We start from the raw sequence: 22360 nt of genomic DNA on the forward strand, positions 1-22360 counted from the left end.
GCCTGTTTCCGGCGTGCTCATCATCTGGACCCGGCGTGCCCATCGCCTGTTTCCGGCGTGCTCATCATCTGGACCCGACGCGCTCAACGCCTGTTTCCGGCGTGCTCATCACCTGATCCCGGCGTGCCTACTACCTGATCCCGGCGTGCTTTTGGCCGGGATCAATTCAGTACATCCACCCGATCCCCGTCCACCACCACGACATCATCATCCGTCAGCGCCCAGTGCGCGATACCTTCGGCGCGGTAGCGGGCCGCGATTCGCGCCCCGATTCCGTCCGGGTCGGTCCCCGGCGAGTCGACGTGCGGGACGATGCGGTGGTTCACCAGACCCAGTCCGTCCCAGCGGGTTTCGATGCCGCAGGTGGGTGGGACGTCGGCGGGGTCGTCCGCCGCCTCCAGCCCGTGCAGGTCGGGGGCGAGCAGGCAGGCCCCGGCGCTGTAACCGGCGTAGGCCAGCGCGTCGGCGGCGAGCAGCCGGGGCAGGACGAGATCGGCTCCGCTGCGGGCGAATTGGGCGCGCAGCACGAAGGTATTGCCGCCGCGCACCCACACCAGCGGGAATCCGGCGAGCGCGCGCTCCAGTTCGTCGGTGCGGCCGAGGTATTCCCGCAGATCCAGCACCTCCGGCCGAAAGCCGCGCTGCCGCAGGGGAATCAGATCGCTGGTCACCGCGCCCTGCCACACGGAGGGCCAGCAGTCCATGGCATTGGGGATCACCGCCACCCGGCCCGGCTCGCCCACCAGCGCGGCGAACCGGTCGTAGTGGGCGCCGAAACGGTAGCTGGACAGGAACAGTCGCATCGGCGCTCAGATGGTGAAGCCGAGGTGGTCGACCAGTCGCCGCCCGAGCTCCGCGTCGCCGGACAGCTCGATCGCGTCGGCATGGTCGGCGGCCCGGACGCGACCGCCGCACAGCCGCGCGAACAGGCCCGAACCCAGCCGGATCAGCACATCCGCCGGACGGTCCAGCGCCGCAACGAGTTCCGCCCGCTCCTCGACCCGGACGTGCAGCGTGCGGGTCACCGGTCCGGTGAGCTCGACGGTGATGCGGGAACCCGCGGGCGCCCCGCCGCGCTTGACCAGTGTGCGGCCCAGATACGGCACGATCTCGTCGAGCGCGAGTTCGGCCCGGGCGCCGCCCTCGTCGACCGACACGCCCAGGGCGTCGGCGATATCGAGTTCGTGCATCCAGCAGTCGAACAGCCGGGTGCGCATGAACCGCCCGTAGGGCACCACGCCGACCGGGGACGGCGTGGGCTGCTGCCAGTCCGCCTCGCTCATCGCCGCCAGCGCCTTGCGGCGGCGCTCGGCGACCTCGACGAACCGCTCCCGCAGCCGCTCACCGGTCAGCGGCCGCAACGACTCCACCCAGGTCTCGTTCAGCTCGCCCACCTGGTTGCGCACGTGGCCGAACGCCGTCACCTCGGCCTCGACCGTCGGCGTCGGCTCGCCCAGCAGGATCGATTCGATGCCGATCACGTGCGCGAGCACATCGAACGCCGTCCACCCGGGCAGCGGTGACGGGGTGCGCCAGCGCTGCTCGGTGAGCCCGGCGGTCAACCGCGCCAGCGCATTCCACTGTTCGGACAGCCCGGCGGCCAGTTCGGCGCGATCGAACGTCGGTGTCGTCATGCGCGAGATTCCTTCTCCTCGAGGGCGAGTCGGTCCAGACCGGCGCGGACGGCGGCGGCGGTGGCCTCGGGTTCGTGCGGGCGGCGCAGCAGAAATCCCTTGGCGAAGGTGAGCGTGTCGCCGCGCCGCCGCGGCACCACGTGCAGATGGACATGATGCACCGTCTGGAACGCCGACCTGCCGTCGTTGAGCACCAGATTCGCACCGTCCGCCCCGAGGTCGCTGCAGCGCAACGCCTTTGCCAGCCGCTGCCCGAGCGTGAAGATCCGCGCGCCGATCCCGGGATCGAGATCCTCGAGATTCGTCGCGTGCGACCTCGGGATCACCAGCAGGTGCCCCCGGGTGATCGGCCGGATATCGAGAAAGGCATACAGCAGGTCGTCCTCGTGGACCGGCGTGGCGGGCGCGTCGCCCGCGACGATCCGGCAGAAGATGCAGCCACTCACCCCGTGCACATTACGGCGTACGAGTGGCACAGAACACTCCCCGGCAGCCGCTATATAGGGACAATTCGGCGGAATTTCATCCAGGATTGTGACGTTGATCTCAGCTACGCTCACCGCGGGCCGGGTACAGTTTGCGAAACCTACTTGCAAGTAAGTTCTCGAACTCTGGACCGTACCGCACCGGTCCGCTCCGGACCGTGGGGCCAGCTACCGTGACGAGTTAGGAAGTTGACCATTGGAGACAACGCACGGCACACGGATCGGTGTCGTCCGGGAGACCACCCCGGAGGAGCGCCGCGTCGCGTTGGTGCCGAAGATCGTTCCCAGCCTGTCCAAGCAGGGCGTCCAGGTCGTCGTCGAGGCCGGCGCCGGAGCGGGCGCGCTCATCCCGGACGATGCCTACGTGGACGCCGGCGCGACGATCGGCGACCCGTGGTCGGCCGACGTGGTGGTGAAGGTCGTCCCGCCCAACGACGCCGAGATCGCGAAGTTATCCGCGGGGCAGACGCTCATCGGCTTCCTGGCGCCGCGCAACGCGGACAACAAGATCGGCGCGCTGAAGGCCGCGGGCGTGCAAGCCTTTGCGGTGGAGGCGATTCCGCGCATCTCCCGGGCGCAGGTGATGGACGCGCTGTCCTCACAGGCCAATGTCGCCGGGTACAAGGCGGTGCTGCTGGCCGCCCAGGAATCCACCCGCTTCTTCCCGATGCTGACCACCGCGGCCGGAACCGTGAAACCGGCCACCGTGCTGGTGCTCGGCGTCGGCGTCGCGGGCCTGCAGGCGCTGGCCACCGCCAAGCGGCTCGGCGGCCGCACCACCGGCTACGACGTGCGGCCCGAGGTGGCCGATCAGGTGCGCTCGGTGGGCGCGCAGTGGCTGGATCTGGGCATCGACGCCGCCGGTGAGGGCGGCTACGCGCGCGAGCTCACCGACGACGAGAAGGCCCGCCAGCAACAGGCTCTGGAGGATGCCATCAAGGGCTTCGACGTGGTGATCACCACCGCGCTGGTGCCGGGCCGCCCGGCGCCGCGCCTGGTGACCGCCGCGGCGGTGGAGGGCATGCGGCCCGGCAGCGTGATCGTGGACCTGGCCGGTGAGACGGGCGGCAACTGCGAACTGACCGAGCCCGGCAAGGTCGTGGTGCGCCACGACGTCACCATCGCCTCGCCGCTCAACCTGCCCGCCACCATGCCCGAGCACGCCAGCGAGCTGTACTCGAAAAACATTGCGGCCCTGCTGGAATTGATGCTCGTCGACGGCAAGCTCGAGCCGGACTTCGACGATCAGGTGCTGGCCGATTCCTGCGTCACCCGTGAGGAGCAGAGCTGATGTACACCGAACTGCTGGCCAATATCGCGATTCTGGTGCTGTCCGGGTTCGTCGGCTTCGCCGTCATCTCCAAGGTGCCCAACACCCTGCACACGCCGCTGATGTCGGGCACCAACGCCATTCACGGCATCGTGGTGCTCGGCGCGCTGGTGGTGCTGGGCCGGGTGCAGCATCCGTCCGTCGCGATCCAGATCATCCTGTTCGTCGCCGTGGTGTTCGGAACCCTCAATGTCATCGGCGGATTCGTGGTGACCGACCGGATGCTCGGCATGTTCAAGACCAAGAAGCCCACCGGAGCAGCCGCCGCCGACTCGGAGAAGGCGGGTAAGTGAGCCATGGACAATCTCGTCAACGTTCTCTATGTCGTCGCGTTCGCGCTGTTCATCTACGGTCTGATGGGCCTGACCGGGCCGAAGACGGCGGTGCGCGGCAACCAGATCGCCGCGGTCGGCATGGCCATCGCGGTCGTCGCGACCTTCATCTCCGTCCGGCACACATCCAACTGGATTCTGATCGTCGCCGGTCTGATCGTCGGTGTGGCGCTGGGCATTCCGCCCGCCCGCTTCACCAAGATGACGGCGATGCCGCAGCTGGTGGCGGCGTTCAACGGCGTGGGCGGCGGCACGGTCGCGCTCATCTCGTGGTCGGAATTCCTGAATACGCAAGGGTTTTCGCGGATCACCGAGCAGCCGTCGGTGCATATCGTGGTCGGGTCGCTGTTCGCGGCGATCATCGGCTCGGTGTCGTTCTGGGGTTCGCTGATCGCGTTCGGCAAGTTGCAGGAGATCCTGCCCGGCCGCCCGATCGGCGTCGGTAGGTTGCAGCAGCCGCTGAATCTGCTGCTGTTCGCGGGCGCGGTCGCGGCGGCCGTGGTGATCGGCATCGGCGCCACGAAAGACGGTGCGCCGCACTGGTGGATGCTCCTGCTGCTGGTGCTCGCCGGTGTGCTCGGCCTGATGGTGGTGCTGCCCATCGGCGGCGCCGATATGCCGGTGGTCATCTCGCTGCTGAACGCGCTCACCGGATTGTCCGCCGCCGCAGCGGGTCTCGCGCTGAACAACACCGCCATGATCGTGGCCGGCATGATCGTCGGCGCGTCCGGCACCATCCTGACCAACCTGATGGCCAAGGCGATGAACCGCTCCATCCCGGCCATCGTCGCCGGTGGCTTCGGCGGTGGCGGGGCGATCGCCGCGGGCAGCGGTGAGCAGAAGCAGGCCAAGGCCACCAGCGCCGCCGACGCCGCCATCCAGATGGCCTACGCCAACCAGGTCATCGTCGTGCCCGGCTACGGCATGGCCGTCGCCCAGGCCCAGCACGCGGTCAAGGAGATGGCGAGCCTGCTCGAGGCCAAGGGTGTCGAGGTCAAATACGCCATCCACCCGGTGGCCGGACGCATGCCCGGTCACATGAACGTGCTGCTGGCCGAGGCCGAGGTCTCCTACGACGCGCTCAAGGAGATGGACGACATCAACGGCGAATTCGCCCGCACCGATGTCGCCCTGGTGATCGGCGCCAACGACGTCACCAACCCGGCGGCCCGCGAGGACTCGTCGAGCCCGATCTACGGCATGCCGGTGCTCAATGTCGATCAGGCGAGATCGGTGATCGTGCTGAAGCGCTCGATGAACTCCGGTTTCGCGGGCATCGACAATCCGCTGTTCTACGCCGACCACACCTCCATGCTGTTCGGCGACGCGAAGAAGTCGGTCGGCGCGGTGACCGAGGAGCTCAAGGCGCTCTAGGCCGTCGCGTCTACCCGAACAGCACGCAGCTGGCGGCGGGGAAATCCAACGGCGGCGACGCCGCGCCCGGCAATCCGGTCATCGGGTCGAGATCCAGCCGGGTCACCGAGTTCGATTTCTGGTTCGCGGCGTAGAGCCGCGTGCCCTCGGGATCGAGGGTGAGATCGCGCGGGAACACCCCGCCGCACGGGGTGGTGGCCAGGGGCACCAGCAGGTTGTCGAACAGGCCGAAGGTGGCGATATTGTCGTGCCCGCGGTTGGCCACGTACAGGATCCGGCCGTCGCGGGAGACGACCGGTTCGGACGGATAATTGCGGGACCCACCGGTATTCGAGTCCGCCGCCACCGCCTGCACGGGCCGCAGGATGCCGTCGTCGGCGAACCACTCGCAGACGGTGATCGTCGAATCCAGCTCGTTGGCGACGTAGGCGCGGCGGTCGTCGGGATGGAAGCACAGGTGCCGCGGCCCGCTGCCCGCCGCCATCCGGACCTGGTCGTGCGGGATCAGCTTCCCGTCGGCGAGCCGGTACACGTACACGGAGTCGACGCCCAGGTCCACCGCCAGGATCCACCGGCCCGAGGGATCGACGAGGACCTGGTGGGCGTGCGGTCCGGCCTGCCGATCGGGATCGGGTCCGGAGCCGTTGTGCCGGGCCACATCGGTGACCTCACCGAGCGATCCGTCCGCGGCGATGCGCAGCACGCTGACGCTGCCCGAGTCGTAGTTGGCGGTCAGCGCCCAGCGGCCGTCCGGCGTCACGCACAGGTGGGTGGGGGCATTGCCTTGCACCGCAACGGTATTGAGCACCTTCGGCGGGTCCTGGCGCAGATCCACGGCGGTCACGCTGCCCGGCCCGGAGCCCTCGTCGACCGCGTACAGGAAGCGGCCGTCGGGGGAGGGCGCGAGGAAGGACGGATCGGTCACGTCGATCGTGCTCGTCACGGTCAGCGCGCCGGTGCGCGGATCCCGCACGGCGACACCGATTCCGCGCCCACCGGCGCCGTCGGAGGTGTAGCAGCCCAGATAGGCGCGGGGGCCGACCGCCGCCCGCGCCACCGCGGGCAGTGGCACGCCGACCGTCACCGCGACACCCGCTCCGAGAGCGCCGCCGAGCACCCCGAGAAATTGCCGCCGGTCCAGCTCACCGTTTCGCACCGGATTCTCCTGCCTGTCCGATCACGGCCCCTGTCCGTGGTCCCCGCGACAGAATGACGTACCCCACACCCAATTCACAAGGGGCGCAATTTATATTGCGAATAGCGCAACAGTGGGTAGGGGTTTCCGCGCGGGTGTGTTCTACGCTGAGGCATGACAATTCGTGAGCGCTTCGCTCTCCCCGTGCCCGCGGGTGATGCGATGATCTACGGTGCGCCGCACGAGACGGCCGACGGGTCCACGATCATCACCGTCTCCCGGCCCGGGGGCCTGTTGCGGCCCGGCGGGCAGCCGCTGGGCATCTTCGTCGTCCGCGACGGCGCCGCGATGTGGCAGCCCGCGTTCGACGCCACCCGCATCGCCACGCTGGGCGTGCTGACGGGCCTGCTCTCGGCGGTCATCGCGACGCTGGCGGTGCTGCGCCGCCCGCCGTGGCCGGACGTGTCCATCCGGATGTGAGGCGGGCGGTCAGTCCTCGCACTGCGCGCGTTCGGCGTGCTCGCAGAAGTCGTCGACCATCCGGTGATTGAGCGTGGCCAGCAGCCGCAGGTCCTCGGATGTCCACTCCGCCAGCGCTTCTCGCATCGACTCGTGGATGACCTCGCGAATGGCGTCCACGACGTCGTATCCGGCGGGTGTCAGGCGCACCCGCTGCGCGCGCCGATCGTCCGGATCGGGTACGCGCGCAACGAATCCGGTGCGCTCCAGCCGCTGCACCTGCCGGGTGACGTGCGGGGCCTCCACATCGAGCCGCGCCGCGAGCTCGCCGAGCCGCAGCGGCTCGTCGGTATCGGCGAGCACGCGCAGCAGCGACACGTTGGCCCGATCCACATTCACCCCCGCCGCGGTGATCGTCCGATCGTGCCGCCGCACCCGCGTCAGCAGGTGCGCGAGCCGATTGATGGCCCGCTCCAGCTCCACGATATGACGCTCGTCCCCCTCGGGATCGGCAGCGGTGGTCAGACGAGGATGCGGCATGCACCCATTCTACAAGCCAAGTTACTTACCGTAGGTAAACGTAGAAGTTCTCCACTTGTTGGGATCAGACCGTCTTCAGCGTGCCTCCGTCGATGACGAAGTCCGAGCCGTTGATGTTGGCCGCCTAAGCCGACACCAGGAAGGCGATCAGCGCGGCGACCTCTTCGGGTTCGGAGATGCGGCCGGTGGCGACGGCGAACTGTTCGGGGAGGGCGGCCATCAGTTGGTCGTGCGAGATGCCCTGCGCGGCGGCGACCTTGCCGCCGAAGCGCTGCGGATCGCGCCAGAGCGGAGTGCCGACGACGCCGGGGGAGACCGTATTGGTCCGGACGCCCTGCGGGCCGAACTCCTCGCTGAGCCGCTTGCCGAACAGGGTGAGCGCCGCCTTGGACTCGCTGTAGGCGGCCGTCCCCGGGGAGGGCCAGCGCGAATTGATGGAGGAGACGTTCACGATCGCGCCGCGGCGTTCGATCAGGCTCGGCAGCGCCGCCCGGCTGGTCCGGACCGCGCTGAACAGGTTGAGGTCGAAGATCTGTTGCCACTGCTCGTCGGTGACGTCGAGGACGGAGCCGACGCTCAGCTTCTCGACGTCGCCGCCGCCCACATTGTTGATCAGGATGTCGAGCCCGCCGAGCTCGGCCAGGGCGGCCTCCACTGCGGCGTTGGCGCCCGCGGCGGTGCTGAGGTCGGCGGAAACGGTTGCGGCGGTGACCTTCTCGAGTTCGGGTGAGCCGGTGCGGGCCGCGCCGACCACGCGCACCCCCTCCTCGTGCAGCAGCTGTGCGACGGCGAGGCCGATGCCGCGGCTGGCGCCGGTGACGAGCGCGGTCTTGCCGGACAGTCCGAGATCCATGGGTATCCCTTTCTTGAACTACGGGTCAAAAATGTGGGCACGAAAAACGACCGCGGGGTGCGGTCGTCGGGGTCAGAGGATGGTCAGGGTGGTGTCGATGATGCGGTGCAGGGTGGCGGCGTCCTGGGTGCGGGCCAGGACGCGCAGGCCCGCAATGGTGTTGGTCAGGAACTCGGCCGTGGCGCGCGGGTCGATGTCGGCGCGCACGTCGCCGTCGCGGCGGCCGCGCTCGATGCGTTCCCGCAGGACCTCGATGGTGTGCTCCTCCGCCCGCCCGAGCGCGCGCATCAGCTCGGCGTCGTGCCCGGCGAGTTCGGTGGCCGCATTGACGACCAGGCAGCCGCGCCGGATGGGCTGGGCCAGATCGGCATCCACCAGGGCGCGCAACAGTGCGCCGATGCGCTCGCGGGTGGTGCCGGGCTGGGCGAGGGCCTCCGTGAACAGCTCGCGCCCGAGCCGGTCGTAGCGGGCGAGCGCGCGCTCGAACAGTTCGCGCTTGCTGCCGAAGGCGTTGTACAGGCTGCCCTTGGCCAGCCCGGTGGCCTCGACAAGCTGGGCGGGAGAGGTGTTGCCGTAGCCGTAGGTCCAGAACACCTCCATGGCAGAGTCGACCACCTCGTCGGTGTCGAAGCTGCGCGGCCGTCCCATGGGCGTCACGGTAATCGTTATGGACCTACGGGTCAAGAATCGGCGACGACCCTGGCGAAGTACGCGCACAGCAGCACCGCGGCGAGGGGGACGACCAGCGCCACGGTGAGCGAGGTGGGCTTGGACAGCCAGCCGATCACCGACGGCCCGGCCAGCAGCCCGAAGTAGCCGAGACCGAAGACCCGGGACATGTCGGTGGCCGCGGTCGCGGACCCCAGATTGCCTGCGACGGTGAAGATCTGCGGTACGCCCCCGGCCAGGCCGATGCCCATGAGCGCCCATCCGGCCAGGGTCAGCGGCACCCACGGCGAGGCCATGATCGTCAGCAGTCCGGCCGCGGCGAGCAGGCAACCCCAGCGCACGACCGCGACCCGCCCGAAGCGGGCGCTCACCCGATCGGCGCCGAACCGGCCGATGGTCATGGTGGTGGAGAAGGCGCCGAAGGCGAGCGCCGCGGTGGCATCGGCGACACCCAGGTGTTCGCGCACCTGCAGCGCGCTCCAGTCGTTGGCGACGCCCTCGGCCATCAGCAGCGCGAACGCGACGGCGGCGAGCCCCAGCACCCGGCGCGATCTCGAGGTCGGCGGTGATTCGACAGTCGTTGTCGCCGTGCGGGATTCGGTGCGCGGCAGTAATCGCGGCGCGCACACGACGACCACCACACCGCCGAGCGCGGCGGCGCAGCCGAGCGTTATCCGAATGTCGAAGCCCGCCCGCATCGCCGCGGCGCCCGCCAGCGACCCCACCAGTCCGCCGCAGGAGAACAGCGCGTGGAAGGCCGACATGATCGGCCTGCCGTACTGCCGTTCGACCTGCACTGCCTGGGCGTTCATGGAGACGTCCAGCGCGCCGTTGCCGAAACCGAAGGCCGCCAACGCCACCGCGAGCGCCACGGGCCCACCGGCGAGCCCGGGGCCCAGGACCGCCAGCGAACCCCAGCACAGCGCCGCCGTGACCAACGTGCGGCTGCCCCAGCGGTCGGCCAGCGGCCCGGCCGCGCGCATGCCCACGATGCTGCCGCCCGCCATGAGCAGGATCAGCATGCCCAGCGTCGCGTGCGAAACCCCCGTGTGCTCCGTGACCACCGGGATGTGCACGACCCACATGGCCAGGAGAAATCCATTGAATCCGAAGACTGCGAATACTGCCACGCGTGCGATCCGGAGCGGGGGAGCAAGCGTCGAAACATCCATTGGTTCGACGGTACCGACCACGCAGGACGGCAGCCCCCCGTTTTTCCGATAGGCCACGACAGCATCGGCGAGACCTGACCGGGTACCGAATCGGCTGTGATACAGCCCGCTTTCGGGCTCCCACCCCCTTTCCCTTCACATTTTAGGCCGGTCCACCGACAAGTGCCGCCCCTTAAAACGGGGGTTGAGAACGTAGGGGTCCGCTGCGGGTGCTGTCCGATTCCGGGGTGCCGCGGCGCCTGATTATTGTCGGGCGGGTGACGACGCAGCAGGACTATCCGGTGCTCTGGCCGATGCCGACGCGGTGGGCCGACAACGACCACTACGGTCACGTCAACAACGTGACCTACTACTCGTACTTCGACACGGCGGTGAACGGCTGGCTGATGGACGCCACCGGAACCGATATCCGCGACCTGCCCGCCATCGGCGTGGTCGCGCAGACCTCCTGCCGGTTCCTCGGGTCGCTGAGTTTCCCCGACCGGCTGCGGGTGGGCCTGCGCATCGCCCGGCTCGGCCGCTCCAGCATCACCTACGACCTGGCGGTGTTCCGGGAGGACGGTGCGGGGCTGGAGCTGGCCGCCACGGGCAGCTTCGTGCATGTGTATGTCGATCAGATCACGCGGAAGCCGGTGGATATTCCGGCGGTGATTCGTACGGCGGCACTGGGGTTGGTGACGGACGAGACTGTGCAGTCGGCGTAGGTCCCGGCCAAAAGCATGCCGGGACCTTGGAGTGCCGCGTGCGTGGAGGGCGAAACTAGACGCGCCCGAGCAGGGTCAGCGGGTCCTCCAGTAGCGCGGCGATGGTGGAGAGGAAGCGCGCGCCGAGTTCGCCGTCGATCATGCGGTGGTCGAAGCTGATGCCGAGGGTGGTGACCCAGCGGACGGCCAGTTCGTCGCGATACACCCACGGGCGCTTGCGGATCGAGCCCAGGCACAGGATCGCGCCCTCGCCCGGATTCACCAGCGGCACACCGGTATCCACGCCGAAGACGCCCACATTGCTGATGGTGAATGTGCCACCGCGCAGATCGGCCGGGGTGGCGGTGCCGGCGCGTGCGACGTCGGCCAGCCAGACGATCTCCCGGCACAGATCGCGCAGGCTCAGCGACTGCGCCTCCTTGATATTGGGTACCAGCAGGCCGCGGTCGGTGGCGACGGCGATGCCCAGATTCACGTAGTGCTTGGTGACGATCTCGCGCCGCTCGTCGTCCCAGAACGAGTTCAGGTCCGCGAATTCGGCCAGCGCCACCAGCGTCGCCTTGGCCACCAGCGCCAGCGGGGTCAGCGTGAGGCCCGCGAAGGTGTCGGTGCTGCGTAGATGGTCGAGTAATTCCATCGACGCGGTGAAGTCGGTGGTGACGAACGTGCTGGCCTGCGGGATGCCGCGGGCGCTGGCGACCATGGCCGCGGCCGTGCGCTTGCGCACCCCGCCGATCGGCGTCCGGGTCTCCCGCTCGGTGGGCCGCGGTCGGATGACGCCGCCGTCCGGGCGCATGACCGGCACCGGCGGCGGGGTCTGCCGCGGCGCCTCGTCGTCCTCGCTGTCGGGGCGAATCCGGTTGGGCGGCTGGGACACCGGGACGGCGTGCCGCACGTCGTCGACGGTCACCGCGCCGCCCGGCCCGGAACCGGCGACGTAGGCGATATTGATGCCCAGCTCGCGGGCGAGCTTGCGGGCCGCCGGGGTGGCCGGTGGCCGGGCCGGGATGGTCGGATAGGCCGGTGTGCTCGACGAATCGTTCTGCGGCTCATCGTCTTTCGGGACGGCGCGGATGCGGCGCGAGGTCGGCTCACGATCGGGCCCGTACCCGACGAGCACCGACCGGCGCTCGGTGGTTTCCGTGCCGTCGTCCTCGGATTGCGGTGCGGCCGTGACGGATTGCGCGGGCTCGGGGTGCCCCGCGGCGGCGGTGGTCTGCACCCGGATGAGCGGCGCGCCCACCAGCACCGTGTCCCCCGGCTGGGCCAGCAGCTCGATCACCCGTCCGGCGAACGGGCACGGCAGCGCGACCTGCGCCTTGGCCGTCTCCACCTCGGCGATGGTCTGATTCAGTTCGACGGTGTCGCCGACGGCCACCTCCCACGAGACGAGTTCGGCATCGGTCAGGCCCTCGCCGAGATCGGGGAGCCGGAACTCCAGCACCTGCTTGTCGTTGTCCACAACCTGGTCTTCCACGAGCACCTCTGTCTGCAGCTGACGGTCAGGCGGCGAGCGTTCGATCGACCGCGTCGAGGATGCGGTCCGGGTCGGGCAGGTGGTGCCGTTCGAGCTTAGCCGGGGGATAGGGAATGTCGAAGCCCCCGACGCGCAGGACCGGGGCCTCGAGGTGGTAGAAGCAGCGCTCGGTGATGCGGGCGGCGATCTCGGCGCCCAGCCCGGCGAAGACCGGCGCCTCGTGGGCCACGATCAGCCGACCGGTGCGGCGCACCGACTCCTCGATGGTGTCGAAGTCGATCGGCGACAGGCTGCGCAGATCGATGACCTCCAGCGAATGTCCTTCGCCCGCGGCGATTTCCGCCGCCGTGAGCGCGGTGCGGACCACGCCGCCGTAGGCCACCACGGTGGCGTCCTCGCCCGGTCGGCGGACCCGGGCGCGGTGCAGCGGGAACGGATCATCGTCCAGCGCATCGAAATCGACGTCGGCCTTGTCCCAGTAGCGGCGCTTGGGCTCGAAGAAGATGACCGGGTCGTCGAGCGCGATCGCCTGCCGGAGCATGAGATACGCGTCCTCCGGCGTGCTCGGCGAGACCAGCCGCAGCCCCGCGGTGTGCGCGAAATACGCCTCCGGCGATTCGGAATGATGTTCCACCGAGCCGATGCCGCCGCCGAACGGGATGCGAATCGTGATGGGCGCGACCACCTTTCCCTGCGTGCGGTAGTGGATCTTGGCGACCTGCGACACGATCTGATCGAACGCCGGATAGACGAACCCGTCGAACTGGATCTCGCAGACCGGCCGGTAACCGCGCAGCGCCATGCCGAGAGCCGTTCCGACGATGCCGGATTCGGCCAGCGGGGTGTCCACGACCCGGTTGTCGCCGAAGTCCTTCTGCAGGGTGTCGGTGACGCGGAAGACGCCGCCGAGGCGGCCGATGTCCTCGCCCATCAGCAGGACCCGCGGATCGTCGTCCAGGGCGCGCCGCAGACCGGTATTGATCGCGCCCGCGAAGGTGGTGATCATGCCCGGACTCCTTCCAGGTAGGCCGCGTACTCCCGGCGCTCCGCCTCGATCAGGGGGTGCGGCGCGGCGTAGACGTGGTCGAACAGTTGCATCGGGTCCGGGTCGGGCATGGCGATGGTGGCGCTGCGCAGCGCGCCGCCCACCTCGTCGGAGCGGGCCGCAACCCGCCGCTCGAAATCGCCGTCCCACAGGTCTTCCCGCTCCAGCAGCCGCCGCATCCGCTCGAGGGGATCGCGGCGCTGCCACATCTCGAGCTCGGCGGCCGAGCGGTAGCGGGTGGGGTCGTCGGCGGTGGTGTGCGGGCCCATCCGGTAGGTGATGGCCTCGATGAACGACGGTCCGCCGCCCGAGCGGGCCCGGGCCACCGCCTGCCGGGTGACCGCCAGCACCGCGAGCGCGTCGTTGCCGTCGACCTGCACGCCCGGGATGCCGTACCCGTAGGCCCGGCGGGCGATAGGGGTTGCGCTCTGCACCCGCACCGGTTCGCTGATGGCCCAGTGGTTGTTCTGGCAGAAGAACACCACCGGCGCGCTCCAGGACGCCGCGAAGCCGAGCGCCTCGGCGATATCGCCCTGGCTGGTCGCGCCGTCGCCGAAGTAGGTGATGACCGCGATCTCCGCGCCGTCGAGATGGGCGGCGTAGGCATAGCCGGTGGCGTGCAGGCCCTGCGTGCCGACCACGATGGCCGGGTTGGTCATGTTGATATCGGCCGGGTCCCAGCACGAGTGCGCCACGCCGCGCCACAGCCGGGTGATGAGCCCGGGGTCGACGCCACGGCAGTACGCCACGGCGGCCTCGCGGTAACTGCAGAACACGTAGTCGTCCGGGTGCAGAGCGTGCGCCGAGCCGATCTGCGCCGCCTCCTGCCCGAGCAGGGGCGGCCACAGGCCCAGTTGGCCCTGGCGTTGCAGGGCGGTCGCCTCCACGTCGATGCGGCGGGCTACCACCATGTCTTCGTACAGTTTTCGCAGCCGGTCGGGTCCGACATCGGATATCAGCGCCGCGTGCTCGCGATCGAATACGCGGCGGCCGTCGGGTTGGACCAACTGCACCGGGTAGGTGGTTTCGTCGGCCATCACCATCGCCTCCTGGGCGTCGCTTCGCGGGGTCTCCGTTCGTCGCGACGAGTTATTGTGCTGTAACTCACAGCATCCACGGCTGGGCGACTTGCGCAAGTATTGACACGCCAACTGCGCAGAATGCGCGTTCTGATCGGTGTGTTTGCTGTCATACTGCGTTACATGTCCAGTGGAGAACCCGTCGGTGCCGCAGTAGACGCGACGGATGCGCGCCTGTTACTGGAACTGGTCGCCAATCCCCGTGCCACCGGTGTAGAACTGGCCACCCGGCTGGGGCTGTCCCGCAATACCGTCCAGGCCCGGCTGGCCCGCTGGGAGGCGGGCGGCGTGCTCGGCAGCTTCGAACGCCGCGTCGATCCCCGCGCCCTCGGCTACCCGCTCGCGGCGTTCGTCGCGGTGGTGGTCGACCAGCACAAGCTCGACTCGGTCGTGGACGAGCTGGCCGAGGTGCCCGAGGTGACCGAGGTGTGCGGCATGACCGGCTCGACCGACCTGACCGTGCGGGTGGTCGCCCGCGACGCCGACGACCTGTACCGCATCGCGGGCCGCATCCTGAAGATTCCGGGCGTGGAGCGCACGAACATGGCCCTGGTGATGCGGCAGCTGGTCGGCCCCCGCACCGCCCCGCTGCTCAAACGCCTGGCCGGTCTGAACGGCACCCGCCCGGAATCCTCCCGCTACGACCGTCCCCGCATCGCGCCTTCGGCTCGCCCGCGCTGAGGGAGGTCCCGGCCAAAAGCATGCCGGGACCAACGGGGAGAGCATGCCGGGACCATTGGGGAGAGCGTGCCGGGACCAACGGGGAGAGCATGCCGGGACCATTGGGGAGAGCGTGCCGGGACCATCGGGGGCACCGGGACCGTCGAGTGGATGAAATTCAGTCCAGTTTCTGGGAATTGGCCGGTGACTGGACTGGCTGGGTTCGCGAGGATAGCGCGATGACCGCTACCGCCGAGTCCGAGAAATCGACGATCGCCCCGGAGGTCGGGCTCGCCCAGCCGATCGGGGCCGGGGTCGTCGCGGCGTTGGTCGGGTTCACGAGTTCGTTCGCGGTCGTGCTCGCGGGGCTCGGCAAGGTGGGTGCCACACCGGCGCAGGCGGCCTCGGGATTGCTGGCGGTGTGCCTCACCCTGGGGCTGGGGACCGTGCTGCTGAGCTACCGGTATCGGATGCCGATCACGCTGGCGTGGTCGACGCCGGGCGCGGCGCTGCTGGCGGGGACCGGCGCGCTCACCGGCGGCTGGCCCGCGGCGGTGGGGGCGTTCGCGGTGACCGGCGGGCTGATCGTGCTCACCGGATTCTGGCAGCGGCTGGGGCGGTTGATCGCCGCGATTCCGGTCGAGATCGCGCAGGCCATGCTGGCGGGGGTGCTGGTGCCGCTGTGCCTGGCGCCCGCGCACGCGGTCACCACCAGTCCGGCGGTGGTGGTGCCGGTGCTGGTGGTGTGGCTGGCGCTGCAGCGGTTCGCACCGCGCTGGTCGATCCTGGCGGCCTTCGCGACCGCGGCGATCGGCGCGGGGATCGACATCGCGGTCACGCATCGGCGGGTGGACGCGGCGGCCATGCTGCCCCGCGTGGAACTGACGGTGCCGCACTGGAGTTGGCAGGCGCTGATCGGCATCGCGGTGCCGCTGTACATCGTCACGATGGCGGCGCAGAACATTCCGGGCACGGCGGTGATGAGCTCGTTCGGCTATCGGGTGCCGTGGCGGGCGGCGATGGTCACCACCGGGCTGGGCACCGTGATCGGCGCCCCGGCGGGCGGTCACGCCATCAATCTGGCGGCGATCAGCGCCGCGCTGTCGGCCGCCCCGGCCGCGCATCCCGAGCCGCGGCGGCGCTGGGTGGCCGCGTTCACCGTCGGCGGCGCCTACCTGCTGCTGGCGCTGGCCTCCGGCGCGCTGGTGACCCTGGTGGCGGCCGCGCCCCAGGGCGTGCTGGAAACCGTTGCCGGACTTGCCCTGATCGCGACGCTCGCGGCCGCGCTCACCGCGGCCCTGGGCCCGGCCGAGCACCGCCTCGCGGGCGCGGTCACCTTCCTGGTCTCGGCCTCCGGCATCGCGATCGCGGGCGTCGGCGCGGCGTTCTGGGCCTTGGTCGCGGGCCTGCTGGTGCGGTCGATTTCCAAGCCTGCGTAGGGTGGGAGTGTTCACGTCACGGTACCGACCCGGCAGAGGAGCTGGCTTGACCGCGGTATTGATCTCGGCAGACGATCTTCGGAAGATGCTGTCCGACAGCGAGTCCCGCGTGCACCTACTGGATGTGCGCTGGGTGCTGGGCGATCCGGACGGTCCGCAGCATTATCTGGACGGTCACATCCCGGGCGCCGTATTCGTGGACATGGAGACGGAATTGGCCGCGCCGGGGTCCCCGGCCCGCGGCCGCCATCCGCTGCCGGAGCCGTCGCACCTGCAGAAATGTGCCCGCAGCTGGGGCCTGCGCACCGGCGAGCCGGTGGTGATCTACGACGCCAACGGCGGCCTGGCCGCCGCGCGGGCCTGGTGGCTGCTGCGCTGGGCGGGCCACACGGACGTGCGCATCCTCGACGGCGGCCTGCCCGCGTGGGAGCGGGCGGGCGGCGCGCTGGCCACCGGCAACGAGCCCGATCCCGAGCCCGGCGACGTGGTCGTCACCCCGGGCGGCATGCCGGTCATCGACGCCGACGAGGCCGCCGCGTGGGACGGCCTGCTGCTGGATGCCCGTGCGGGCGAGCGCTACCGCGGCGAGGTGGAGCCGATCGACCCGCGTGCCGGGCACATTCCCGGCGCGGTCAGCGCCCCCACGGCCGAAAACCTCACGGCCGACGGCACTTTCAAGAGCGCCGCGGACCTGTCGGCGCGCTTCGCGGGCCTCGGCTCCGGCCCGGTCGCGGTGTACTGCGGCTCGGGCGTGACGGCGGCTCACCAGATCGCGGCGCTGGCCGTCGCGGGCGTGGACGCGGCGCTGTATCCGGGGTCGTGGTCGCAGTGGTCGAACGATCCCGATCGTCCGGTCGCGACCGCCTGAGGTCCGGTTTACGGGCAGCGGCGGGCGACCCGGGCGAGGGCGTCGCGGTCGGCGCGGGTGACGGGCAGGTCGTAACGCGTTGCGGTGGTGAGATATTTGCCCGCGTAGAAGCAGCGGTAGGGCCGCGCGGGCGGTAGCCAGTCGGCGGGCGTGCGGTCGCGCTTGTCCTCGTTGGTGGCGCCGTCGACGGCGAGCAGGTTCAGCTCGACGTCGTTGGCGAACCGAACGCGTTGCGGCAGCGGCCAGTTCGAGGCGCCCATATCCCACGCGGCGGCCAGCGGATACACGTGGTCGATCTGCACCTCCCGCGCCTGCGCCCGGCGGAACTCGATGCGCCTGCCGGTGTACGGGTCGCGCAGCACCCCGGCCACCACCACGCAGCCGCCGGTGTCGGGCCGCACCCGCACCTCGGCCAGCTGCCGGGCGAGCACGCTGTTGCGGGCGTCGCAGCCGGAGCGGGTGACATCGGTCCAGGCCGGGCCGAAGACACAGCCCTGATCGGCGCCGCAGCCGCGCTCGTAGCCGCCCGGATGCGGCCGGGAATCGACGATGCGCACCGCGGCCAGTAGCCGTTCCAACTCGGCCCGGGAGGGGCTGCCCGGCGCGGGCGGGCCGCCGGGGCCGAGCGAACATCCCGCCGCCAGCAGCACAGCGACCAGCACCACCGCGGCCAGTGCCGCCCGACCCCATCCGCGCTTCCCCCGTTGCACGCCCTCAGGTGTACACGCGGGCACCGACAGATTCCGGCGGAGCGCCTACAGCCAGGCGCGGGCCAGCAGGTCGTCGGCGGGCAGTTCGGCCGTGGCGGGCGGGAATCGGGTCGCCGCGATGGATTCGATCCGCGCCCCGTCGTGCCCGATCAGCCAGCAGCCGCCGCGTTCCTCGCATTCGGCGATCTTGGCGAAGGTGGTGAGCAGGAAGATGATGGCCTGCCGCGGGTCGAACGTGCGCGCGAGTCGCTGCGATTCCCCGGGGCGCGACAGATCCAGCCAGACACCGGATTGTCCGTCCAAGCGCATGCCGACGATCTTCGTGGTGTCGACGAAGGCGAATTTGCGCCGTTCCCACGGCGTCGTCGGCGTGAAGCTCTGCTCGAGGACCTGAAGCAGAATCGTCATGTTCACTGCCCTCCTGGAGGTGCGCCGCACGGACGGCGCCCGGTTCCGGCTCGCCGGATGCGCGAGCCGAACCGTCATCGGTTGCGCGAATGGAGTGGTTGTACCGCCGCCGGATGCCCGGCCGGTTCCGTGCCTCGGCCGTGATCGGCGATCTCTCCCATCATACCGTCGTGACCTGCGCAAACACAGAGTTCACCGAGGTCGGATCCGCCCGCTTCCGCGCTGTCGGTGCCGACTGCTTGGATGGACGGATGCTGCACGGATTGTGGACGCCCGGCTCGGGATTGGCGCTGTGGCGCCACCCGGCCGCCGAGACGCCCCCGCGCAGCGTCCCCACCGCGTCCGACCGCAGCGGCGGCGAGGATGACGCCGTACCGCGCCGCGAATCTGGTGTCGCACATCGTGGCGCTGTGCGCGGGCGAGAGGGTGCTGTGGCGGGCACCGTCGGCTCGACTCTGGCCGGGCCGCTCGGGGATGTGTTGCGGGCGGCGCGTTTTCGGCATCGGGCCGAGGTTCTGATCCCCGGGGCGGACGGGCCGGAGCGTGTGGTGGTCCCGGCGCACGCGCTGGCGCCGGTGCAGGCCGCGGAGGTGCTGTTGTCGCCGCTGCCGGATGCCGAGGTGGCGGCCGATCTGCGCTATCTCGGGCATGTGGCGCGGTGGGTGGCGCGGTGGGTGCGGGCGGGGCGGGTGGTGCCGGAGGTGCGGCGCGAGGACGGGGCCTGGTGGGTGCGGTGGCGGCTGGTCGGCGGGCAGCGGCAGCGGGCCTGGCTGGCGGAGCTCGCCGCCGCGATGCCGCCCGCGCTGCGGATCGCGGGGCGGCCGACCGCGGTGCTCGAGAATCTGGTGGCGGAACTGGCGGATCCCATCGTGCGGCGCCACGTCGTGGCCGAGGCCGCGCGGGCGGCGGACCGCCGCGAGCCGGTGCACCCCCTGGTGACCGCGCTCGTCACCGAGGAACCGCTGGAGACGGGCTCGCATCGGGTGGCCGGTGCGCTCGACGAATGGCGCACCAGCCTCACCGTCGGCGAGCCGGAACTCGTGCTGCGCCTGGCCGAACCCGACGACGAGGACCCGGCGCGGGAATCGGCCGCGGTCGACGCGCTGTGGCCGCTCGAGGTCTGCCTGCGCATGGAAGGCGAAGCGCCGCAACCGGTTCCGATCCACGGCGATCCGGCCCTGGTGCGCCTGGCGGGGGAGAAGGTCACCGCGGCGGTGCAGGCGTATCCGCGGCTGCGCGACCTGCCGCGCGACCCCCGCGGCATGGATTTCCTGCTGCCCACCCAGGTCGTGCAGGACCTGGTCGCGCACGGCGCGCAGGCGCTGCGGTCGGCGGGCGTGCACCTGCTGCTGCCGCGGTCGTGGCGCATCGTCGCCCCGACCATGCGGGTGCAGGTCGCCAGCCCCGCCGCGACCGAGACCGCGGTGGGCCTCAGCGGCCTGGTGTCCTACCGCTGGGAGCTGGCGCTGGGCGACACGGTGCTCACCCCCGCCGAGATGTCGCGGCTGGTGCAGGCGAAATCGGATCTGGTGCGGCTGCGCGGCCAGTGGGTGCAGGCCGACCACCGCATGCTGGCCGCGGCCGCCGCCTATCTACAGGGCCGCACCGACGAGACCGTCGGCACCATGGGCCAGCTGCTCACCGAGATCGCGGCCTCCGGCGTGCAGCGGGTGCCGCTGGAGGAGGTGACCGCGACCGGTTGGGCGGCAGAGCTTTTCGCCGCCACCCGCACCCCCGACCGGGTCGACCCGCCCGCGGCGCTGAAGGCCGAGCTGCGCCCGTACCAGCTGCGCGGCCTGGCCTGGCTGGCCACGATGAACCGGCTCGGCTGCGGCGGAATCCTCGCCGACGACATGGGTCTCGGCAAGACCGTGCAGGTGCTGGCCCTGCTGCTGCACGAACGCGAAACCGCCGCAAGCGTTTCCGGGCCCGGCCCGACACTGCTGGTGTGCCCGATGTCGGTGGTCGGCAACTGGCAGCGCGAGGCCGAGCGGTTCGCGCCCGATCTGCGGGTGCTGGTCCATCACGGTCCCGCCCGCCGCACCGGCGCGGAATTCGATGCGGCCGTGGCGGATTCGGATCTGGTCATCACCACCTACGCGCTGCTCGCCCGCGACGCCGAGGAGCACCGGCGCCAGGACTGGCAGCGGATCGTGCTCGACGAGGCCCAGCACATCAAGAACGCCGGAACCCGCCAGGCTCGGGCCGCGCGGCTGCTCCCGGCGCGACATCGGCTGGCGCTCACCGGAACTCCGGTGGAGAACCGGCTCGAGGAGCTGCGCTCGATCCTGGACTTCGCCGCGCGCGGCATCCTCGGCAAGCCCGCGGACTTCCACTCCCGCTTCGCCGTCCCCATCGAACGCGAGCGCGACGAGAACGCCGTCACCCGCCTGCGCGCCATCACCGCGCCGTTCGTGCTGCGCCGGGTCAAGACCGATCCGGCGGTGATCTCGGATCTGCCCGACAAGATCGAGATGACCGTGCGCGCCAACCTCACCGTCGAACAGGCCGCGCTGTATCAGGCGGTGGTCGACGACATGCTTTCCAATCTGAAGAACTCCGAGGGCATCGCCCGCAAGGGCGCGGTGCTGGCCGCGCTGACCCGCCTCAAGCAGGTGTGCAACCATCCCGCGCACTTCCTCGGCGACGGCTCGTCCGTGCTGCGCCGCGGCCGCCATCGCTCCGGCAAGCTGGCGCTGGTGGAGGACGTGCTGGAGTCGGTGCTCGCCGACGGCGAGAAGGCGTTGCTGTTCACCCAATTTCGTGAGTTCGGCGAGCTGATCGCGCCGTATCTGAGCGAGCGCTTCGGCCACCGGATCCCGTTCCTGCACGGCGGGGTGTCCAAGACCGGCCGCGACGCCATGGTGACCGCGTTCCAGGACGATCCCGGCGGCCCGCCGCTGATGCTGTTGTCGCTCAAGGCCGGTGGCACCGGCCTGAACCTCACGGCCGCCAATCACGTGGTGCACCTGGACCGCTGGTGGAATCCGGCGGTGGAGAACCAGGCCACCGACCGCGCCTTCCGCATCGGTCAGCGCCGCGACGTGCAGGTGCGCAAGCTGGTCTGCGTCGACACCATCGAGGAGCGCATCGACGACATGATCGGCGGCAAGCAGGAATTGGCGAATCTGACGGTCGGCGCGGGCGAGAACTGGATCACCGAGCTGAGCACCGACGAGCTGCGCGACCTGTTCGCGCTGGGCGCCGAGGCGGTGGGTGAATGAGCCCGTCCGAGGATTACCGCAAGTACGGCAGGCGCATCCCGGTCCGCGGCGGCGTCGAACCCCGCAGCCGCCGTGGCTCTTTCGCGCGCACCTGGTGGGGCCGCTCGTTCCTGGAGGCGGTCGAGCGGGTCGCCGACGCCGGGAGGTTGGCGCGCGGGCGCACCTACGCCCGCTCCGGGCAGGTGGTCAGCTATCACATCGAATCCGGCGCGGTGACCGCCGAGGTGCAGGGCAGCCAGCCCCGCCCGTTCACCGCGGTGCTCACCCTGCGCACGCTGCGCGACGAACGGCTGGACGAGCTGATCGAACTGGTCCGCGACACCCCGGGCATGCTCGCCCAGCTCGCCTCCGGCACCCTGGCCCGCGACCTGGGCCCGCTGCTGCTGCCGACCACCGCCGCCGAGCTCGATTTCGGCTGCACCTGCCCCGATTCCGGCTGGCCCTGCAAGCACGTGGCCGCGGTCTGCTACATCGTCGGCGAACGCCTGGACGAGGAGCCCACGGTCATGCTCACGCTGCGCGGGCTGGACCTGGACACCCTCATCGGCGGCGTGCAGAGCGGCGGCCCCACGGTCGCCGACGACCTCTACGGCGAGACGATCACGCTGCCCGCCCTGCCCGCCCCCGACTTCCGGGCCGCACTCGACGATCTGGACCCGATCCCGCTGCGACAGGCCCTGCGCATGACCGCCGAGGACGAGCCCACCGCCGAGGCCGGGCTGCGCGCCCTGCGCCGCCTCTACCGGAGCCTGGACCGCTAGGC

The 22360-nt window shown here is 70.5% G+C and carries 23 protein-coding genes; 10 read left to right on the plus strand and 13 right to left on the minus strand.

The annotated features are described in order from the left end of the window. Nucleotides 1-161: 161 nt before the first annotated feature. From HPY32_RS00450 to HPY32_RS00460, 3 genes are read right to left on the minus strand one after another with little or no spacing between them, the layout of a single operon-like run. Nucleotides 162-803 (minus strand): Type 1 glutamine amidotransferase-like domain-containing protein, encoded by a 642-nt coding sequence (locus tag HPY32_RS00450; protein ID WP_067581914.1) that lies wholly within the window; start codon nt 801-803, stop codon nt 162-164. A gap of 6 nt (nt 804-809) precedes the next feature. Continuing rightward, nucleotides 810-1634, minus strand: a complete 825-nt coding sequence (locus HPY32_RS00455) for a maleylpyruvate isomerase family mycothiol-dependent enzyme (RefSeq protein ID WP_067581916.1) — start codon at nt 1632-1634, stop codon at nt 810-812. Further along, on the minus strand, nt 1631-2080 hold the full coding sequence (locus tag HPY32_RS00460; protein ID WP_067581920.1) for an HIT family protein: 450 nt from the start codon (nt 2078-2080) through the stop codon (nt 1631-1633). Before HPY32_RS00460 ends, HPY32_RS00455 begins: the two co-directional genes overlap by 4 nt. A 235-nt stretch (nt 2081-2315) precedes the next feature. On the opposite strand from HPY32_RS00460, the gene HPY32_RS00465 reads away from it, so the two are divergent. The 3 genes from HPY32_RS00465 to HPY32_RS00475 are packed head-to-tail and all read left to right on the plus strand — an operon-like array spanning nt 2316 to nt 5155. Continuing rightward, on the plus strand, nt 2316-3410 hold the full coding sequence (locus tag HPY32_RS00465) for a Re/Si-specific NAD(P)(+) transhydrogenase subunit alpha (RefSeq protein ID WP_067581924.1): 1095 nt from the start codon (nt 2316-2318) through the stop codon (nt 3408-3410). Continuing rightward, on the plus strand, nt 3410-3742 hold the full coding sequence (locus tag HPY32_RS00470) for an NAD(P) transhydrogenase subunit alpha part 2 (RefSeq protein ID WP_067581926.1): 333 nt from the start codon (nt 3410-3412) through the stop codon (nt 3740-3742). Before HPY32_RS00465 ends, HPY32_RS00470 begins: the two co-directional genes overlap by 1 nt. A 3-nt stretch (nt 3743-3745) precedes the next feature. Then, entirely contained in the window at nt 3746-5155 is a 1410-nt protein-coding gene (locus HPY32_RS00475) for an NAD(P)(+) transhydrogenase (Re/Si-specific) subunit beta (protein WP_067581928.1), read from the plus strand. 10 nt (nt 5156-5165) lie between these two features. Here the strand turns inward: HPY32_RS00475 and HPY32_RS00480 are convergent, their stop codons facing one another. Continuing rightward, nucleotides 5166-6311 (minus strand): lactonase family protein, encoded by a 1146-nt coding sequence (locus HPY32_RS00480; RefSeq protein WP_197696387.1) that lies wholly within the window; start codon nt 6309-6311, stop codon nt 5166-5168. Between the two features lie 153 nt (nt 6312-6464). Here HPY32_RS00480 and HPY32_RS00485 point away from each other — a divergent pair, with 153 nt between their 5' ends. Further along, nucleotides 6465-6770 (plus strand): hypothetical protein, encoded by a 306-nt coding sequence (locus HPY32_RS00485; RefSeq protein WP_067581930.1) that lies wholly within the window; start codon nt 6465-6467, stop codon nt 6768-6770. Nucleotides 6771-6779: 9 nt separating this feature from the next. Here the strand turns inward: HPY32_RS00485 and HPY32_RS00490 are convergent, their stop codons facing one another. The 4 genes from HPY32_RS00490 to HPY32_RS00505 all read right to left on the minus strand — a co-directional run bounded on the left by HPY32_RS00490 (nt 6780) and on the right by HPY32_RS00505 (nt 9983). Continuing rightward, nucleotides 6780-7289, minus strand: coding sequence for a MarR family winged helix-turn-helix transcriptional regulator (locus HPY32_RS00490; RefSeq protein WP_171982679.1), 510 nt, complete (start codon nt 7287-7289; stop codon nt 6780-6782). 124 nt (nt 7290-7413) lie between these two features. Next, entirely contained in the window at nt 7414-8142 is a 729-nt protein-coding gene (locus HPY32_RS00495; RefSeq protein ID WP_067581933.1) for an SDR family NAD(P)-dependent oxidoreductase, read from the minus strand. A 72-nt stretch (nt 8143-8214) separates the two neighbouring features. After that, a complete protein-coding gene (locus tag HPY32_RS00500) occupies nt 8215-8790 on the minus strand; it encodes a TetR/AcrR family transcriptional regulator (RefSeq protein WP_067581939.1) in 576 nt (191 codons plus the stop codon). A gap of 32 nt (nt 8791-8822) precedes the next feature. Further along, nucleotides 8823-9983: an MFS transporter gene (locus HPY32_RS00505; protein ID WP_067585437.1), complete on the minus strand. Its 1161-nt coding sequence runs from the start codon at nt 9981-9983 to the stop codon at nt 8823-8825. 293 nt (nt 9984-10276) lie between these two features. On the opposite strand from HPY32_RS00505, the gene HPY32_RS00510 reads away from it, so the two are divergent. After that, a complete protein-coding gene (locus HPY32_RS00510; RefSeq protein WP_067585440.1) occupies nt 10277-10687 on the plus strand; it encodes an acyl-CoA thioesterase in 411 nt (136 codons plus the stop codon). Between the two features lie 55 nt (nt 10688-10742). Here the strand turns inward: HPY32_RS00510 and HPY32_RS00515 are convergent, their stop codons facing one another. The 3 genes from HPY32_RS00515 to pdhA are packed head-to-tail and all read right to left on the minus strand — an operon-like array spanning nt 10743 to nt 14246. Further along, on the minus strand, nt 10743-12164 hold the full coding sequence (locus tag HPY32_RS00515) for a dihydrolipoamide acetyltransferase family protein (protein WP_067585442.1): 1422 nt from the start codon (nt 12162-12164) through the stop codon (nt 10743-10745). A 25-nt stretch (nt 12165-12189) separates the two neighbouring features. Beyond that, complete coding sequence (locus HPY32_RS00520) at nt 12190-13170, minus strand: alpha-ketoacid dehydrogenase subunit beta (RefSeq protein WP_067581942.1); 981 nt, start codon at nt 13168-13170, stop codon at nt 12190-12192. Beyond that, entirely contained in the window at nt 13167-14246 is a 1080-nt protein-coding gene (pdhA, locus tag HPY32_RS00525) for a pyruvate dehydrogenase (acetyl-transferring) E1 component subunit alpha (protein WP_067585445.1), read from the minus strand. The genes HPY32_RS00520 and pdhA overlap by 4 nt, the downstream gene beginning before the upstream one ends. A gap of 165 nt (nt 14247-14411) precedes the next feature. On the opposite strand from pdhA, the gene HPY32_RS00530 reads away from it, so the two are divergent. The 3 genes from HPY32_RS00530 to HPY32_RS00540 all read left to right on the plus strand — a co-directional run bounded on the left by HPY32_RS00530 (nt 14412) and on the right by HPY32_RS00540 (nt 17255). After that, the gene (locus HPY32_RS00530; RefSeq protein ID WP_067581944.1) at nt 14412-14969 is read left to right on the plus strand and encodes an Lrp/AsnC family transcriptional regulator; all 558 of its coding nucleotides are present in this window, start codon (nt 14412-14414) and stop codon (nt 14967-14969) included. A 218-nt stretch (nt 14970-15187) separates the two neighbouring features. Continuing rightward, a complete protein-coding gene (locus HPY32_RS00535) occupies nt 15188-16387 on the plus strand; it encodes a benzoate/H(+) symporter BenE family transporter (protein ID WP_067581946.1) in 1200 nt (399 codons plus the stop codon). 58 nt (nt 16388-16445) lie between these two features. After that, a complete protein-coding gene (locus tag HPY32_RS00540; RefSeq protein WP_067585448.1) occupies nt 16446-17255 on the plus strand; it encodes a sulfurtransferase in 810 nt (269 codons plus the stop codon). 8 nt (nt 17256-17263) lie between these two features. On the opposite strand, the gene HPY32_RS00545 is transcribed toward HPY32_RS00540, so the two are convergent. Together HPY32_RS00545 and HPY32_RS00550 are read right to left on the minus strand one after the other, a co-directional pair. Further along, nucleotides 17264-17965, minus strand: a complete 702-nt coding sequence (locus HPY32_RS00545) for an HNH endonuclease family protein (RefSeq protein ID WP_373686593.1) — start codon at nt 17963-17965, stop codon at nt 17264-17266. A 45-nt stretch (nt 17966-18010) separates the two neighbouring features. Then, nucleotides 18011-18373: a hypothetical protein gene (locus HPY32_RS00550; protein ID WP_067585455.1), complete on the minus strand. Its 363-nt coding sequence runs from the start codon at nt 18371-18373 to the stop codon at nt 18011-18013. Nucleotides 18374-18624: 251 nt separating this feature from the next. On the opposite strand from HPY32_RS00550, the gene HPY32_RS00555 reads away from it, so the two are divergent. Then, entirely contained in the window at nt 18625-21597 is a 2973-nt protein-coding gene (locus tag HPY32_RS00555; RefSeq protein WP_171982680.1) for a DEAD/DEAH box helicase, read from the plus strand. Further along, complete coding sequence (locus tag HPY32_RS00560; protein WP_067581951.1) at nt 21594-22358, plus strand: SWIM zinc finger family protein; 765 nt, start codon at nt 21594-21596, stop codon at nt 22356-22358. The genes HPY32_RS00555 and HPY32_RS00560 overlap by 4 nt, the downstream gene beginning before the upstream one ends. The last annotated feature ends 2 nt before the right edge of the window (nt 22359-22360 follow it).

Source organism: Nocardia terpenica (assembly GCF_013186535.1).
In the GTDB taxonomy this organism is placed as follows: Bacteria; Actinomycetota; Actinomycetes; order Mycobacteriales; family Mycobacteriaceae; genus Nocardia; species Nocardia terpenica.

Coding starts and splice junctions, on each gene's coding strand:
- HPY32_RS00450 (WP_067581914.1), bottom strand. CDS start 803: ATGCGACTGTTCCTGTCCAGCTACCGTTTCGGCGCCCACTACGACCGG.
- HPY32_RS00455 (WP_067581916.1), bottom strand. CDS start 1,634: ATGACGACACCGACGTTCGATCGCGCCGAACTGGCCGCCGGGCTGTCC.
- HPY32_RS00470 (WP_067581926.1), top strand. CDS start 3,410: ATGTACACCGAACTGCTGGCCAATATCGCGATTCTGGTGCTGTCCGGG.
- HPY32_RS00475 (WP_067581928.1), top strand. CDS start 3,746: ATGGACAATCTCGTCAACGTTCTCTATGTCGTCGCGTTCGCGCTGTTC.
- HPY32_RS00485 (WP_067581930.1), top strand. CDS start 6,465: ATGACAATTCGTGAGCGCTTCGCTCTCCCCGTGCCCGCGGGTGATGCG.
- HPY32_RS00490 (WP_171982679.1), bottom strand. CDS start 7,289: ATGCCGCATCCTCGTCTGACCACCGCTGCCGATCCCGAGGGGGACGAG.
- HPY32_RS00495 (WP_067581933.1), bottom strand. CDS start 8,142: ATGGATCTCGGACTGTCCGGCAAGACCGCGCTCGTCACCGGCGCCAGC.
- HPY32_RS00500 (WP_067581939.1), bottom strand. CDS start 8,790: ATGGGACGGCCGCGCAGCTTCGACACCGACGAGGTGGTCGACTCTGCC.
- HPY32_RS00505 (WP_067585437.1), bottom strand. CDS start 9,983: ATGGATGTTTCGACGCTTGCTCCCCCGCTCCGGATCGCACGCGTGGCA.
- HPY32_RS00510 (WP_067585440.1), top strand. CDS start 10,277: ATGCCGACGCGGTGGGCCGACAACGACCACTACGGTCACGTCAACAAC.
- HPY32_RS00520 (WP_067581942.1), bottom strand. CDS start 13,170: ATGATCACCACCTTCGCGGGCGCGATCAATACCGGTCTGCGGCGCGCC.
- pdhA (WP_067585445.1), bottom strand. CDS start 14,246: ATGGCCGACGAAACCACCTACCCGGTGCAGTTGGTCCAACCCGACGGC.
- HPY32_RS00530 (WP_067581944.1), top strand. CDS start 14,412: ATGTCCAGTGGAGAACCCGTCGGTGCCGCAGTAGACGCGACGGATGCG.
- HPY32_RS00535 (WP_067581946.1), top strand. CDS start 15,188: ATGACCGCTACCGCCGAGTCCGAGAAATCGACGATCGCCCCGGAGGTC.
- HPY32_RS00550 (WP_067585455.1), bottom strand. CDS start 18,373: ATGACGATTCTGCTTCAGGTCCTCGAGCAGAGCTTCACGCCGACGACG.
- HPY32_RS00555 (WP_171982680.1), top strand. CDS start 18,625: ATGCTGCACGGATTGTGGACGCCCGGCTCGGGATTGGCGCTGTGGCGC.
- HPY32_RS00560 (WP_067581951.1), top strand. CDS start 21,594: ATGAGCCCGTCCGAGGATTACCGCAAGTACGGCAGGCGCATCCCGGTC.